This is a genomic window from Metapseudomonas boanensis, from assembly GCF_042232855.1.
GTDB classification, from domain to species: Bacteria; Pseudomonadota; Gammaproteobacteria; order Pseudomonadales; family Pseudomonadaceae; genus Metapseudomonas; species Metapseudomonas boanensis.
This window is the reverse complement of record NZ_CP113889.1, coordinates 5391524-5405546: the sequence shown is the minus strand read 5'-3', so window position 1 is coordinate 5405546 and position 14023 is coordinate 5391524. Positions and strand designations below refer to the sequence as shown.

Annotated in this window: 11 protein-coding genes; 1 reads left to right on the top strand and 10 read right to left on the bottom strand. The window is 63.9% G+C overall.

Annotation, left to right across the window (positions count from 1 at the left end):
* Nucleotides 1-642: 642 nt before the first annotated feature.
* From OXH74_RS25110 to hemA, 9 genes are all read right to left on the bottom strand, one after another.
* Nucleotides 643-2439 (bottom strand): acyl-CoA dehydrogenase, encoded by a 1797-nt coding sequence (locus tag OXH74_RS25110; protein ID WP_375739357.1) that lies wholly within the window; start codon nucleotides 2437-2439, stop codon nucleotides 643-645.
* A gap of 22 nt (nucleotides 2440-2461) precedes the next feature.
* Entirely contained in the window at nucleotides 2462-3310 is an 849-nt protein-coding gene (locus OXH74_RS25105) for a 3-hydroxybutyryl-CoA dehydrogenase (RefSeq protein ID WP_375739356.1), read from the bottom strand.
* A gap of 299 nt (nucleotides 3311-3609) precedes the next feature.
* Nucleotides 3610-3780, bottom strand: a complete 171-nt coding sequence (locus tag OXH74_RS25100) for a hypothetical protein (protein ID WP_375739355.1) — start codon at nucleotides 3778-3780, stop codon at nucleotides 3610-3612.
* Between the two features lie 96 nt (nucleotides 3781-3876).
* Complete coding sequence (locus OXH74_RS25095) at nucleotides 3877-4803, bottom strand: LysR family transcriptional regulator (RefSeq protein WP_375739354.1); 927 nt, start codon at nucleotides 4801-4803, stop codon at nucleotides 3877-3879.
* Between the two features lie 22 nt (nucleotides 4804-4825).
* On the bottom strand, nucleotides 4826-6025 hold the full coding sequence (locus OXH74_RS25090) for an MFS transporter (RefSeq protein WP_375739353.1): 1200 nt from the start codon (nucleotides 6023-6025) through the stop codon (nucleotides 4826-4828).
* Nucleotides 6026-6112: 87 nt separating this feature from the next.
* Nucleotides 6113-7966, bottom strand: coding sequence for an asparagine synthase (glutamine-hydrolyzing) (gene asnB / locus OXH74_RS25085; protein WP_375739352.1), 1854 nt, complete (start codon nucleotides 7964-7966; stop codon nucleotides 6113-6115).
* Between the two features lie 23 nt (nucleotides 7967-7989).
* Entirely contained in the window at nucleotides 7990-9060 is a 1071-nt protein-coding gene (locus OXH74_RS25080; RefSeq protein ID WP_375739351.1) for a Gfo/Idh/MocA family oxidoreductase, read from the bottom strand.
* Nucleotides 9057-9560 (bottom strand): GNAT family N-acetyltransferase, encoded by a 504-nt coding sequence (locus OXH74_RS25075; protein WP_375739350.1) that lies wholly within the window; start codon nucleotides 9558-9560, stop codon nucleotides 9057-9059. Before OXH74_RS25075 ends, OXH74_RS25080 begins: the two co-directional genes overlap by 4 nt.
* A 1-nt stretch (nucleotide 9561) precedes the next feature.
* Complete coding sequence (gene hemA / locus OXH74_RS25070; protein ID WP_375739349.1) at nucleotides 9562-10794, bottom strand: 5-aminolevulinate synthase; 1233 nt, start codon at nucleotides 10792-10794, stop codon at nucleotides 9562-9564.
* Nucleotides 10795-10948: 154 nt separating this feature from the next.
* Here hemA and OXH74_RS25065 point away from each other — a divergent pair, with 154 nt between their 5' ends.
* Nucleotides 10949-11818 (top strand): helix-turn-helix transcriptional regulator, encoded by an 870-nt coding sequence (locus OXH74_RS25065; protein ID WP_375739348.1) that lies wholly within the window; start codon nucleotides 10949-10951, stop codon nucleotides 11816-11818.
* Here the strand turns inward: OXH74_RS25065 and OXH74_RS25060 are convergent.
* Nucleotides 11815-13764, bottom strand: coding sequence for a DUF3363 domain-containing protein (locus OXH74_RS25060; protein ID WP_375739347.1), 1950 nt, complete (start codon nucleotides 13762-13764; stop codon nucleotides 11815-11817). The genes OXH74_RS25065 and OXH74_RS25060 overlap by 4 nt on opposite strands.
* Nucleotides 13765-14023 lie beyond the last annotated feature (259 nt).

The following is a 14023-nucleotide window of genomic DNA, read 5'->3' as shown; positions in this document are numbered from 1 at the left end:
CTGGCTCCTACAAGGTTTCGCGCGCCTTCGATGTGTCACTCCGCCCGACAAGTCCGCCAAGGAGGTGTTGCAGGCTGATGCGACAGAACGATTCCTGGTTCACGGACAGTCCCCATGCAGGGTGCCTTTGGGGGTTCATCATGCTTTCCGGGGAAGGCGGGAAGCCGGCGCCAGCCAGTCCATCCGCTCAGATACGCGTCCGCAGTACAGGCAGTCGACACGACGCACCGGCAGTTGCAGCAGCACACGCTGATCCAGCGGGTCACGACCCCGCATCTGGCGGATGTGCTGCTCGTGGATCAACGGGTTGGGTTTGGCACACCGGCTGCAAATCGGTAAGCGCTCGGCCTGGGGCTCAAGACTGATTAGCAGGGTGTCGTGAGTGGATTGGGACAGGCGACGACCTCGTAGCCTGGCCAGAAAGCAGCAAGATCAATAGGATGCACGGCGACAGCAGGGCGTGGGGGGTGGTGTGTTTGGCGACTGCCAATCTACCCACTTCCCTGACTGTCAACTCGCTCTTCCCCCTGAATCCGCGAAGAACCAAAAAAAGGCCGTCACAAGGACGGCCCAAAGCTCCGTTCCGGCGGTCGACACCCACCGGCCCCTTCCCGCCGCCCGCTTGGGGCGGGCGGCGGAATCTCAGAACAACGAATCTTCCATTTCCGAAACCGCGTCGCCGCCCTGGATCACGATCCGCGACAACCCCTCGGCACGTGGCAGCAGATGCTCGGCATAGAAGCGTGCGGTCTGCAGCTTGCCGCGATAGAAGTCCTGGTCGGTGGTTCCCGCCTTGAGCTGGCCATGGGCGGCAAGCGCCGAGCGGGCCATCTGCCAGCCACCGGCCACGGTGCCGAACAGCTCCAGGAATGGCACCGCCCCGGCCAGAACGCGAGGCGCCTGTCCGTTGAAGTTCGCCACGATGAACTCCACCGCCGCGTTCAGCGCCACCACGGCGCTGGCCAGAGCGCTGGCGATGTCCTGCAGCTGCGGATCATCGGCCCAGACAAGGCGTTCCATCACGGAGCGCATGCGCTTGGTTACCAGGCCGATGGCCTTGCCGCCATCGCGGGCGATCTTGCGGCCGACCAGGTCCGACGCCTGGATGCCGGTGGTACCTTCGTAGATGGTCGTGATGCGTGCATCGCGCAGATGTTGGGCAGCGCCGGTTTCCTCGATGAAGCCCATGCCGCCGTGGATTTGCACGCCCAACGAGGCAATGTCCACTGCGTTCTCGGTGCCGCAACCCTTGACCACGGGGATCATCAGGTCGACGAAGGCTTGCCATTCCTGGCGGCGTTTGGGGTCGGGGTGGCGTTCGGCGCAATCCATTGCGGCGGCGACTTCGCAGGCGATGGCGCGCATCGCCTCGGTACGGGATTTCATCGACAGCAGCATGCGGCGCACGTCCGGATGGCGAATGATCGCCACTTTGTCGCGACTCTTCGCGCCGGCCTCGGTGCCCTGAACCCGCTCGCGGGCGTAGGTGAGCGCACGCTGGTAGGCGCGCTCGGACAAGCCGATCCCTTCGATGCCGACGGAGAAGCGCGCGGCGTTCATCATGATGAACATGTATTCCAGCCCGCGATTCTCTTCGCCCACCAGCCAGCCCAGGGCACCCTCGTTGTCGCCGAAGGCCAGTACGGCGGTGGGGCTGCCATGGATGCCCAGCTTGTGCTCGATGGAGGCGCAGCGCACATCGTTGCGCGCACCTAGGCTGCCGTCGGCTTCCACCAGGAGCTTCGGCACCACGAACAGCGAGATGCCTTTCACACCGTCAGGCGCGCCTGGGACGCGGGCCAGCACCAGGTGCACGATGTTGTCGGTCAGGTCGTGTTCGCCGTAGGTGATGAATATTTTCTGGCCGAACAGGCGATAAGTTCCGTCCTCCTGGGGCTCGGCCCGGCTGCGCACAGCGGCGAGGTCAGAACCGGCCTGCGGCTCGGTCAGGTTCATTGTGCCGGTCCACTCGCCGCTGATCATCTTCGGCAAGTAGGTTTCCTTCAGGTAGGACGACCCGCATAGTTCGATGGCCTCGATGGCCCCGCGGGTGAGCATCGGGCACAGGCCGAATGACACGTTGGCGCCATTCCACATTTCTTCCACCAGTGCTGAAACCAGGCGCGGCAAGCCCTGACCGCCGAATTCGGGATGGCAGGAGAGGGCGTTCCAACCACCTTCGACGAACTGGTCGTAGGCCGCCTTCCAGCCTGTTGCCGTGGTCACTTCCCCTTCACGCCAACGCGCGCCTTCGCGGTCGCCGACGACGTTCAAGGGGGAGAGCACACCCTGAGCGAACTTGCCGGCCTCAACCAGGATGGCATCGACTAGATCGGCCCCCAGTTCTTCGCAACCGGGCAACTCATTCACCTGCCCCAGGTATCCCAGTTCGTTCAAGACGAACTGCATATCGCGCAGGGGCGCGCTGTATTCATTCATGATTGAAACCTCCGCAGGTAATTCAGTAGCTGTGGAAGCCGCGGCCGCTCTTGCGACCGAGATGGCCAGCCGCAACCAGATCCTTCAGCAGCCGGGCGGGACGGTATTTGGGATCGCCGAAGCCTTCGTGCAGTGCTTGCATGATGGCGAGCAGGGTGTCGAGGCCGATCATGTCGGCCAGGGCCAGGGGACCGATGGGATGGTTGCAGCCCAGTTGCATGCCATTGTCGATGTCCTGCGCAGTGGCTAGGCCTTCCTGCAGCACGAACACCGCCTCGTTGATCATTGGGATCAAGATGCGATTGACCACGAACCCAGGCGCGTTCTGGACATCGATCGGCGTCTTGCCAATCGTCCTGGCGAAGCTATCCACCGCCGAATGGGTCTGATTAGATGTCTGCAGGCCGCGTATGAGCTCCAGTAGTTGCATGACCGGTACCGGATTGAAGAAATGCAGACCGATGAAACGTTCCGGACGTTTCAATACTGCAGCCAGTTGGGTGATGGAAAGGGATGAGGTATTTGTGGCGATAATCGTGTCTGCCAAAACCACCTCCTCAATCTGACGCAGAATGCGCAACTTGAGATCGAGGCTTTCGGTGGTGGCTTCGATCACCAGGTCAGTGTCTGACAGAACGGCGTAATCGATGCTAGTCCGGATCTGCTTCAGGGTCGCATCCCGCGTGGCCTCGCAGATCTTGTTTCGGCGGACCTGACGTTGCAGGTTCTCTTTCATAGCCGCTAAGCCAAAGGCCAAGGCTGATTCGCTGATATCGATCAGGGTCACGTGCAGTCCGACGGAAGCGCAGACCTGGGCGATGCCGCTGCCCATGGTCCCGGCACCTATCACGCCGATTCTTCTGAGATTCATGGAGCACTCCGGTGGGTGTTTGCGTAGCTGGTATGCCATGCAAAGTTCAACAGATTGCGGAGTTTGATAGCCCACCCCAGAGGGGTGGGAGGTTTCGCAGGAGGATTATTCAATCAGGATGGGCGGATGATTGCGTGTGTTGAGCCTATGGCCGGAACACATCCAGCTCGAACGGCTGAGGAATACGGTGAGCCCAGCGGCTATACCGAGGCGTTGCTACATCGACCCCGTTAGATATTGAAGTTGTCAGGTTTACTTTGGAGGCTGGCTGTCGCTGCTATTACTAATTGCGCCAAAGCTCACTGTGACATTTTCAGCTTTTTACCAACACGACGATCCCCGTGCTTGTGGTGAGTCTGTTTGGTTTGTGTTCGACTTACCCGGGGGTTCGGGGTCAATTTGCCCTCATGTGCTGCGACCAGGCCGTCGAAATCCTCGACCTGTTCAGAAAAGTTATCGCGTTTGGTCATGGGGTTTCTCCTACCTTTCCTTCGTGTTCAAAAAGCATCTTCGGCTGTTTAGCCAGATCGCTGTTCACGTCCTGCTCGAATCGATGGCTTTGCCCATCAAGCAATCTCTACCGTTCGGGACTCGTCGGAGAGCAATGCCTGGCTTTCAGTCGGACTCACCCGCCCGATGAACCGAGCCAGTTGCTCGGCCGGCTCGCCTTCGCGCCGTACCAGGTAGGTGGTCAGCATTGCGTGGCAGCCGGCCAGAGGCCGGGCTACTACGGCGGGATTGTTGAGCTCGGTGATACGCGCCAGGCTAGAGAAGCCCAGCCCATACCCTGCAGCCACCAGCGCCATCATCAGGTCCAGCGTCGGCACGCGATCAGCGATGGTCAGCCGCGTGTCCACGGTGCCCAACACTTGCTGTAGCTGTTGCCAGAAACCTTCGCAGACTTGCGGATCGCAGAGTACCAGCGGATAGCGGACCACCTCGTCGAGTGGCACGTGGCGGTAGGTCAACAAGGGATGGCGGGCAGGTATTGCCACCACCAACGGGTCGAACCAGACTGGCTCGGCCGCCAGACCCTCGCCGACTTCCGCCGATTGAGCCAAACCGATATCGAACAGGTCGTCGTTGAGTCCTCTGACCTGTTCCGTGAAGGTGACTTCCGACAGGCAGATTTCGACTTCGGGCTCCTCCTCGCGACACTGAGCGAGCAGGGCGGCCAGGCGTGACTGCGGGATACCGTCAGATAGCGCAACTCGAATGCGCCCGCGGTATCCAGCCGCGGCGCTCTTGACGCTGGCCTTGGCCTGGTCGACGACCGCCAGCACGCGGCGGGCTTCTTCCAGCAGCACCTTGCCGGCCCAGGTCAGGCGCGTGCGACGCGTCGTCCGTTCGAATAGTTGTACGCCCAGGCGGTACTCCAGTTCCTTGATGATCCTGGAGAGGGGCGACTGTTCGATATGCAGACGCGCGGCCGCACGTGCAAAGTGCAGTTCCTCTGCGACGGCGATGAAACAGCGAAGGTGGCGCAGTTCCACGGCCTTTCCTCCCTTGGGTGATTCAGTTGTAGGGTTCGGCCTGCACGTCGCAGGTCCAGCTGCGCTGGCGACGCAGGTTGACGATCTGCAGCAGGGCGCCCAGGGTGGCTACACCGCCAGCGCAAGCGGCCAGGGTCCAGGTGGGCATCTGCAACAGCAGCACGAAACCACCTGCCGCTGCGCCGATGGCGCTGCCCAGATAGAGCGCCGACTCGTTCAGCGCGATGGCCAGATTGCCGTCGCCCTGGGGCTGGCGCGCCAGGATCAGTTCATTGTTCTGCGGCACCTGCAGGGCCCAGCCAACGGCACCCCACAGGACGATGGGCAGCATCACCAACCAGGTGCTGAGGGCGGCCGCAAGCGGCAGCACAAGCAGCGATACAGCAAGGATCAGCATGATGGCAAAGGTCAGGACCGGTCCCTTGATGCGGTCCACCAGAGGGCCGACCAGGAAGCTACCCAGCACGCCGCCGATGCCCCACACCCACAGGTAGGGCGTAACCGAACGCACCGCGCCATAGACCGGATCAGCCAGCAGCGGGGCGATGAAGGTGTACATGCCGAGGCTGGCGATGGCGGCCAGCAAGGACACCAGCAGGATCACCAGCACATGGCCGTCGCCGAGGATCGCCAGTTTCTGGCCCAGTGTCGTGGCGGTGGCCGCCGGCAGTGCCGGAAGCTTCAGCAGCAGGCCAAGGAAGGCCACCAGGCCGAGCAGGGTGACCAGCCACAGGGCCGCTTGCCAGCCCATCTGCTCGGCGACCAGCAGGCTGAGCGGCACGCCCAGCACCACGCCGCTGGCCATGCCGCCCATGATGATCGCGATGGCCTTGCCGCGGCGCTCCGGGGTGGACACCGCGGCCGAGGCGCCGATGCCCATGGCCAGGTAGACGCCGGCGCCGATGCCGGCAACGGCACGCCAGACCATCAGTGTGGTGAAGTCCTGGGCCAGCGCGCTGGCGGCGTTGGCGATGACGAAAAGGCCCAGCGCCAGCAGCAGGCCGGTGCGCTGGCGATGTGCCGGGGTAAGGGCGACGAAGATCGGCGAGCCCAGGCCATATGCCAGGGTGAAAGCGGTCACCAGTTGCGCGGCCACCGCGACGGATACCGCGAATGAGGCCTCGATCATCGGGATCAGCCCGGCGGTGACGTAGGAAGCCATACCGAGGGCGAAGGCCCCCAGCGCTATGAGGTAGATGGGGGATTGGTTGGGTGTGTGCATGCTAAGGCTCGCTTGCACTCCAGCGGAGCGCGTTGATGGGACAACAGAAGGATGCGGCCCCGAGCCGGGGCTGCATCCGGTTGGGGACTAGAGTTCGAGGCTGACGTCGTACTCGCTCAGCCAGGTGTTGAGGCCGACCACCAGTTCCATGCCCATGCGCTCGTACATGGGCGAGACGCTGCCAAGTGGCTTAGCCAGGGTTTGCTGGATGCGGCTGCTGTCGAGCAGCGGCGTCACCGGCGCATTGCGATCCGCTTGGATGGCGGTCAGGGCGTCACGCAGTGCCTGCTCATAGGCCGGGTCCTGGGTCGAGGGATAGGGACTCTTGACCCGCTCGCTGATCGACTCCGGCAGCAGGTCGCGGGTTGCCGCGCGCAGGATGCTTTTCTCCCGCCCATCGAAGGCTTTCAGCGCCCAGGGGATGTTGAAGGCGTACTCCACCAGACGGTGGTCGCAGAAGGGCACCCGCACCTCGAGGCCGACGGCCATGCTCATGCGGTCCTTGCGATCCAGCAGGGTCTGCACGAAGCGCGTCAGGTTGACGTAGCTCATCTGTCGCATGCGCTGGTCCGTCGCGCTCTCGCCCGGCAGTACCGGTGCCTCGGCGATGGCCTGGGCGTAGCTGTCGCGCAGGAATCCCTGCATATCCAGTTGAGTCAGCAGGCCCGGGTCGAACAAGGGCTTGCCGTCGAAGTACCTGCCGGTCACCGAGGTCAGCCAGGGGAAGGTGTCGGCCTGGATCGCCTCCGGGTCGTGGAACCAGCGGTAGCCACCGAATACCTCGTCCGCGCTCTCGCCGGACAATGCCACTGTCGAGTGCTTGCGCACCTCCTGGAAAAGGCGATAGAGCGACGGCCACATGTCGCCCCAGAAGGCTGGCGGCAGGTCGAGGGCGCGGACGATCTGCGCACGCAATGCCGGATCGGCCAACTCGCGGCTGTCGAGAACGATCTCCTGATGGCTGGAGCGGATCTTCTCCACGAGGTCGCGCACGAAGGGCGCATCCGGTGTGCCGCGCACGGCATCGCCAGTGAAGCCGCTGCCGTGGTCGACGAAGTCGACGGAGAAGGAGCGGATGTTCTCCTTGCCGGCGGCCAGCAGCTTCTTCGAGGCCAGCGCGGTGATGATTGAGGAGTCAAGGCCACCGGAGAGCAGGCTGCACAGCGGCACGTCGGCGACGATCTGGCGGTCGACGATGTCTTCCAGCAGATCACGGGTATGCCGGATGGTCTCGTCCAGCGAGTGGGTATGCTCGCGGGCCTCCAGCTTCCAGTAGTGGCGGCGACTCAGGCCCTGGCGGTTGATCCGTACGATCTCACCCGGCATCACCTCGCGCATGCCGTCGAACACGGCATGGCCGGGCGTCTTCACCATCTCCAGGATTTCGCGCAAACCGTCGGCGCGCACCTTGCGTGGCACCAGTGGGTTGGCCAGCAGGGCCTTGGGTTCCGAACCGAAGATCACGCCGTCCGCGGTGGGGTAGTAGTACAGCGGCTTGACGCCCATGCGGTCGCGGATCAGCAGCAACTCCTGCGTGCGCAGGTCCCAAAGGGCAAAGGCATACATGCCGTTGAGCCGCTCGACGAAGCCCTCACCCCATTCCACATAGGCCCGCAGCACCACCTCGGTGTCGCTGCGAGTCTCGAACCGGTGGCCGAGTCGCAGCAGTTCGGTACGCAGCTCGCGGAAGTTGTAGACCTCGCCGCTGTAGGTGATGGCGGCGACCTCACGCAGACCACCGTGCATGGCAGTCATCGGTTGGCGACCTCCTTCCAAGTCGATGATCGACAGGCGGCGATGGCCCAGGCCGACCGGCCCGTCGATCCACAGCCCACCTGCGTCCGGCCCACGCAGGGCCATGGTGTCGGTCATGCGCTGCAGGGTGTCGCGTTGCGCGTCCATGTTCTGGCTGTAGGACAGCCATCCAGCGATTCCACACATAGTCTTCTCCTTGTGAACTTGGGTTATCCGAGGCTTTCCAGGTCGCTGTCCTCGGCCAGCAGCACGCGCGTCTCGCCATGGAGGTAGCGTGCTGGCGCTGGGGTTTGCGCTTGGGTGTCGAGGTCGTTGAGCAGGCACTGCAGGGCCATGGCCGTATCCAGGCCCGCAAATGGCTCGCGTGGCGCTTCCTTGAGCGCTACTGCGCGTACCGCCTGCAGGCACAGCCGTGAAAGCTTGTGCAGGGTTTCCAGCCCAGGTATGTCGGGGGTCGTCGCGAACTCGTGCAGCAGTTCCTCTGCGCCGTTGGCACCACGGGTCCAGATTCGCAACTGGTCGTGGTCCCAGCGTGGTGTGTCGAACACCAAGCGCGCATGGATCAGCCGGGCGTCGCGGTCGACGAAACTGAAGTCCACCGTGCGCTGGCGGACGATGTTGACGAAGCTGCTGTAGCCGGTGACCGGGGCATTACCCAGGCTGGCGGTGAGCTGTACGGTGTCGAGGACTGCTACCCCGGAGATCGAGAAGTCCGAGCGCACGCCAAGCACGCCGTGCAGCCTGAGTTGGCCGGCGCGCGGGTAGATCCAGCTGACGAGATCCAGAGCATGGATCACCTCGCTGGTCACGCCACACGTGGGGCGGTAGTCGTTGATACGATCCTTGCCCCAGTGGAAGTTGGCGCGCACCAGTTGCCAATCGTGCCGCTCGACCCACTCGCGCAGTTGCCGGGTGGCCTCCGAGTAGCGTTCCACCAAGTCCAGCGCGAAACCGCTGACGTGCTTCAGCGCAGCTGCGAGCTCGGCCAGCTCGTCTTGCGGAGTGACCAGGGGCTTCTCGCAGATCACAAAGCCCCGGTAGCCGGCCAGTTGCTTGAGCACGATCGCATGGCTGTGGTCGTTGACGCTGACAACGACGATGTCTGGGGCAAACTGCTCCAGCGCCCGGCCGACGCTGTCGAAGTAGGGCAGCTCGGTGGACTTCTGCCGCCGGCCGACGTAGGCCAGCGTTAGCGGCATACCGGTGCTGGTGGCGATGTGTTCGAAGGTACGGCGATAACGATTGCCGGCGTAGCCCAGGCCGATGATCAGGATCTTCATGCCGAGGCCTCCTGACGGATCAGCAGGCGCTCGTCGCTGACGGCGAAGCCCAGGGCCTGGTAAAGCGTGCCGGCGGCCTCAGTGCTCTGCAGCACCACACAACCGACGCCGCGGTTGGCGAACCAGCGCAGTAGATGCTGCATCAGCTGCCGGGCGATACCTCGGTTGCGCCACTGAGGCTCCACCACCACTGATTGCACCCAGCCCGACAGGCCATTCAGGCAGCCGGGGGCGGGGGCGCGCTGGTCGATGATGGCGGTCGCGCACCCCAGCACCTGGCCGGACTCCTTGTGCTCGGCGGCGAGGATCTGCACGCAGTCGCTGTCGTTCAACCGGTTGCTCAGCCAACTGCGATACGCCGCCCGCCACTGCGCCGACTCCTCCGGCGTCTTGCTCGAGTAGCTGGCCGAGGTGCCGTCCAGCAGGTGCGCGCGCAGTTCGACCAGGCTAGTCAGGTCGGCCAGGGTCGCCGGGCGCACGGTGTGGAAGGACTGATCCATCTCAGGCCACCTCCGTGCGAAAGGCCTGGGACGCCAGCGGAATCGAGAAATGCTCGAAGGTCTCGCGCAGCGACGACGCCAGGTGTTCGATCTGCGCATCGCTGTGATTCGGCGTGGCGTTGACCCGGAAACGTTCGGTGCCCACCGGCACCGACGGGTAGTTGATCGGCTGCAGGTACACGCGGTGGGTATGCAGCAGGCGTTCGGCAGCGGCCTTGCAGCGATTCACCTCACCTACCAGCACCGGCAGCACGTGCGTCTGCGAACACGGCATGACTGGGACGTCGTAATCCTTGAGATGCTCGCGCAGCTTGACCGTCTGCGCGTGCAGGCGATCGCGTTCGCCGCTGCTGGCTTTCAGATGCTCGACGCTGGCTAGGCAGCCGGCAGTAACGGCCGGGGGCAGTGAGGTGGTGAAGATGAAACCGGTGGCAAAGGAGCGCACCGCGTCTACGATCACCTGGGTCGAGGCGATGTAGCCGCCAATCACGCCGATGGCCTTGGCCATGGTGCCCTGGATGATGTCTACCTGATCGGCCAGGCCGAGTTCGGCGGCAATGCCCGCACCGCGCAGACCGTACATGCCCACGGCATGGACCTCGTCGAGGTAGGTGAGGGCGTTGTAGCGCTTAGCTACCTCGACGATCGCGGCGATGGGCGCGATGTCCCCGTCCATGGAGTAGACCGATTCGAACACCACGATCTTTGGGTGGTCCAGCGGATAGCTAGCGAGGATCTGTTCCAGGTGCTCAACATCGTTGTGGCGGAAGATCTGCCGCGCGTTCGGAGTCGAGCGGATGCCGTTGACGATGGAGGCATGATTCAATTCATCGCTGATCACCACGCAGTCGGGGAGGCGCCTCAGCAGGCACTGGATGGTCGCGTCGTTGGAACCGAAGCCGGTGGGGAACACCAACGCCGCTTCCTTGCTGTGCCAGTCGGCCAGGCTGGCCTCCAGGCGGGCATATACTTCGTGCGAGCCACCTATGTTGCGCGAACCGCCTGAGCCGGCGCCGTAGGTTTCCAGCGCTTCGTGCATCCGTTGCCGAACGACCGGGTGCTGGGACATGCCGAGGTAGTCATTACTGCACCAGACGACTACAGGCTCCTGGTCGTGGCCTTCCAGTTTGGCCAGTGGGTACTGGCCGCAGATGCGGCTGAGGGTGGTGAAGGTGCGGTACTGGTTGGAGGACTTCAAAGTTTCCAGTTGTTCGCGAAGAAGTGCTTGGTACATCCCTTTATCTCCTTAGCAAGTTGATGACACGTCGATGTGTGCTTCCTCATCAAGCAAGTGCCCTGGCGCGCGTTTGCGGCCAGGCGGGGGTATTCTTCTTGGGATTTATGGGGGTTACAATTTGACTGTTTATACTGTTATTTGAGGTAATCGGATGAGCGCGCCCCGAACACTCGAACGTACCCGGGCAGAGTTGGCCGAATTCCTGCGTAGTCGCCGTGAGCGCATCTCGCCGGAACAGGTGGGGCTACCCGCCGGGAGCCGACGGCGCACGCCCGGGTTGCGTCGCGAAGAGGTCGCCGCTTTGGCGGGAGTGGGTTTGTCCTGGTACACCTGGCTCGAGCAAGGGCGGGACATCAGTGTGTCCTCCACTTTCCTCGACAACCTCTCGCGGGCCCTCAAGCTGGATGCCACCGAGCGCCGTCATCTGTTCCTGCTGGCCCATCAGCGCTTGCCGGTGGAGCCCGGACGGACCTGGTGTGTAGTGCCGCCGCTGATTCATCGCCTAATGGCGGATATCCCTTCGCGCCCGGCCTATGTGCTGAACCTGCGCTGGGATGTGCTGGCCTGGAACGCCGCAGCGGACCGGGTTTTCGGTTTCTCCGCGCTGCCGGCGGATCGGCGCAACCTGCTGTGGATGTTGTTCACCAGCCCGGCCATGCGCGTTTTGTTCAACCCCTGGGAGGAGCAGGCGCTGCAGATCCTTTCCAGCTTCCGGCGGGACTTCGTGCGGGCCACCCAGGATCCCGAAATCGCCGCGCTGGTGAAGGACCTGGTAAAGGCTTCGCCCGACTTCAGGGACTGGTGGCAACAGCAGGACGTCCATGGCCCGTGCCAGGGCATTCGCGACTTGCGGATCGAGCCGATCGGCCCGGTGGTGTTCGAGCACACCACGCTGACCATCGATGAGGATCGGCACCTGCGCCTGGTCTACTACGCAGCCAAGGAGGGGAGGAGGGAGAGTCGAGCTTTCGAGCAATGGCTGCAGCAGGCGCCCGAAGCGACTGGAGCACCGACCGTTTAACCAATGGAGGGACCGCGCTGGCGGCCCAGTTGCCAGGACACGCTGTTGCCCTGTACCACGGCAGAGAGGCTCTGCCCGAGCTTCGGCTCGATCACCGGCTTCCACGGCACCAGGCTGAAGCCAATGCCATCGTCGAGCAGGGCGAAGCGCCCGCTGGCCAGCTGCACGCTGCGCCGGTAGGTTCCGCTGATCCGTTCGCCATCGGCCGCCGGCCGGTACTGCAGGCCTGTCTCGGCTGTGATCTCGCGTGCGGCGGCCGACAGTTCGCGTCCGCGCAAGGTGGCCAGCAGGTTTCGCGCGAGCACGACGCGTTGCCCCTGGCGTTCAGCCAGGCCCTGTTCCACCAGGAAGTCCGCACGCTGCTTGAGCGCCTCGTGCACCTCCCTGCCGAAGCCCTTGTCGGCAAGCTCCCGTCTGCCGCCGATCAACTGCTGATCCAGCCAGGTTGCACCGATGGCACGGACCTGTCGCCCTACCGAAAGCGGTGTGCGTAGTTCGACGGCGATATCCCCCAGCCGACGGGCGTCATGCTGCTGGGCTCGCTCGGGCAGATCGGCGGGTACCCGCCAGACGCCATCGGCAAGTCGCTCCACGATACCGGCCCGGCGCAGGGCTTCTAGACGACGCACATGGCGTTCGACCAGCACCTCGGGATCGTGTCCTTCGGCGTCCTGAGACCGGGCCAGTGCGAGGTGATGGTCGGCGCGGTAAAGGCCATCCGCTGCCAGCGAAGCAATCGAACGATCCAGCGCGCGAGGCTCGCCTAAGTTTCGTGTCTCCACCACGGCGCCGATGGGGTAGTCGGCCAGCTCCGTCCGGGCCGGCAGCGCCAGGTAGTGAGCCTTGCCGTCGAGGCCATCCACCACCAGATAGCCACGGTCGTGCAGTTCATCCGCCAGCCCCTTGGCCACCACTCGGCCGACCACGGCAGGGCCGCCGCCACCTGGCTCGAAGACCGCCAGATCCCGCTGCGCACTACCCATTGCGCGTTGCAGCGTGCGCACGATATCGCCGCGTTCGCCCATGGCGCGCAGGGTCGCCTCGGTATCGTCGCGCAGGATCCAGTGGCCGGGCCGATCCTCCCGCGCCAGGCCAAGTTGCTGCAAGTGCTGCAGACGGCCGAGTAAGGGCTGCCTACGGGGATGGTCGGCGAGGGTCTTCAGGTGGAGCACGCCCGCCTGGCGTTCGCGCAGGAGGGTGCGATCCAAGCTGGTCCAGCGCTCTTGTTGTACCTCCCGCTGCAGGCCGCACTGGATCTCCAGTTCGGTGCGCGGACCAAGCCATTCCGTGGCCAGTTCCGCGGCGCGGTTGCGCATGCCTTCAGCGATGTAGTCGCGGGCAATGATCAGGTCCTTGCCGGTGTCGTCCTTGCCGCGCAGGACGATGTGGGTGTGGGGGTTGTCAGTGTTCCAGTGATCGACCGCCACCCAGTCGAGACGGGTACCCAGGTCAGCCTCCATCCGACTCATCAGATGACGAGTGTACGTCCGCAGGTCATCGAGCTGCTCGGCATCCTCTGGAGAGACAATGAAACGGAACTGGTGTCGGTCCTCCCGGCCGCGCGCGTCGAAGGCTTCCACGTCGGCCTGGTCGGTCAGCGGGCCGTAGGCCTTGCCGGGATCGCCCTCGCGACTCACGCCGTCGCGCTCGATGTAGCGCAGGTGGCTGAGTGTCGAACGCTTGCCGGCCTGGCGCAGGTTGACCAGGCGCGTTTTGATGGTGACCCGACGCGCGTTAGGCGACAGCTGCTGAGCGCTGAAACGTGCGGCGACATGGCCGCGACCGAGGCGAGCGCCAGGCTGCTGGCCAGCTTTGCCCGCCTTACCGCTGCCAGCCTTGTTGGCCTGACGCAGCACCTGGTTGATGAAGGCCTGTCCGCGTTGCTTCGGTTTCCCAGGTTGGGGACGAAAGCGATGCTCGTTGTCCTGATTGCGTTCCTTGCTCATCCTGAGAGATCTCCAAACCGATCGTAGTGGAGCGCGGTAGGCACGCGCCTGAGCCAGCGTTTTCGCGCCGATAACGCGAGGCCTGCACCTGATCGCATCAGCGCTGTGCCACATCCAACCCACGTGCAGACTGCTTTCGAGCGCCACGAAGTGCTGCGCCCTTTTATCTTGCCCTCCGCTTTCCCCCTGCCTTGACGCTTCTGAAGTGGGTCACCAGGTCGGGCTGTCCGAGCCTCAGCGCAGACCTCAGCCGGCAGGC

Bases quoted from the DNA above. Each gene is read 5' to 3' on its own strand.
- OXH74_RS25060 (WP_375739347.1), bottom strand. From the start codon at position 13,764: ATGAGCAAGGAACGCAATCAGGACAACGAGCATCGCTTTCGTCCCCAA.
- OXH74_RS25080 (WP_375739351.1), bottom strand. From the start codon at position 9,060: ATGAAGATCCTGATCATCGGCCTGGGCTACGCCGGCAATCGTTATCGC.
- OXH74_RS25090 (WP_375739353.1), bottom strand. From the start codon at position 6,025: ATGCACACACCCAACCAATCCCCCATCTACCTCATAGCGCTGGGGGCC.
- asnB (WP_375739352.1), bottom strand. From the start codon at position 7,966: ATGTGTGGAATCGCTGGATGGCTGTCCTACAGCCAGAACATGGACGCG.
- OXH74_RS25065 (WP_375739348.1), top strand. From the start codon at position 10,949: ATGAGCGCGCCCCGAACACTCGAACGTACCCGGGCAGAGTTGGCCGAA.
- OXH74_RS25110 (WP_375739357.1), bottom strand. From the start codon at position 2,439: ATGAATGAATACAGCGCGCCCCTGCGCGATATGCAGTTCGTCTTGAAC.
- hemA (WP_375739349.1), bottom strand. From the start codon at position 10,794: ATGTACCAAGCACTTCTTCGCGAACAACTGGAAACTTTGAAGTCCTCC.
- OXH74_RS25105 (WP_375739356.1), bottom strand. From the start codon at position 3,310: ATGAATCTCAGAAGAATCGGCGTGATAGGTGCCGGGACCATGGGCAGC.
- OXH74_RS25075 (WP_375739350.1), bottom strand. From the start codon at position 9,560: ATGGATCAGTCCTTCCACACCGTGCGCCCGGCGACCCTGGCCGACCTG.
- OXH74_RS25100 (WP_375739355.1), bottom strand. From the start codon at position 3,780: ATGACCAAACGCGATAACTTTTCTGAACAGGTCGAGGATTTCGACGGC.